Here is a 602-nt window from a genome sequence, read left to right as displayed (position 1 = left end):
GGATGATGGCAATCTACCGATTTGCAATAATTGGGTCGAGAATCAGATGCGTCCCTGGGCCTTAGGACGCAAGAACTGGCTGTTTGCAGGCTCGCTGCGCAGTGGTCAACGAGCTGCCAATATCATGACTTTAATCCAGTCAGCAAAGCTGAATGGCCTGGATCCGTATGCCTATTTAAGTGATGTGCTGAAAAGGCTGCCGACGCATAAAGTGACCCAAATAGAAGAATTACTGCCACACCGCTGGAAATCCGACCAAAATTAAAAAATAGGCATGGGATTCAGCGGACGCTTACAGAACAAATTCGCTTCTTCACGTCCAAACGGTAAATAACCAATTTCATCGATAATCAGTAACTTTGGTCCCAGTACCGCACGTTGCATATAGGTTTTCAATTTACCTTGCTGGTAGGCTGTACTTAGTTGCAGCATGAGATCGGCGGCGGTAATAAACTTGGTTTTGACATTGTTCATGATGGCCTTATAGCCTAATGMCATAGATAAATGCGTTTTTCCTACTCCGCTAGCCCCGAGAAACACCACATTTTCTGCTCTAGCAATAAAGCTCAGATTGAACAGTTCAATCACCTGTGATTTAGGGG

1 protein-coding gene and 1 pseudogene are annotated in these 602 nt (G+C 45.1%); one reads left to right on the top strand and one right to left on the bottom strand.

The genetic code is table 11. From position 1 onward, the window contains the following. Window positions 1–265, top strand: a 265-nt coding sequence (locus BJN41_RS14505) for a transposase domain-containing protein (protein ID WP_070154611.1), incomplete at its 5' end; no start/stop codon positions are given. A gap of 32 nt (window positions 266–297) precedes the next feature. On the opposite strand, the pseudogene istB reads toward BJN41_RS14505, so the two are convergent. Further along, window positions 298–602: pseudogene (gene istB / locus BJN41_RS14500) on the bottom strand (IS21-like element ISAba8 family helper ATPase IstB); the annotation flags it as partial.

Origin of the sequence: Acinetobacter towneri (assembly GCF_001758345.1) — a bacterium.
Classification (GTDB): Bacteria; Pseudomonadota; Gammaproteobacteria; order Pseudomonadales; family Moraxellaceae; genus Acinetobacter; species Acinetobacter towneri_A.
The sequence above is the reverse complement of the archived record's forward strand: the minus strand, read 5'-3'. Positions and strand labels throughout refer to the sequence as shown.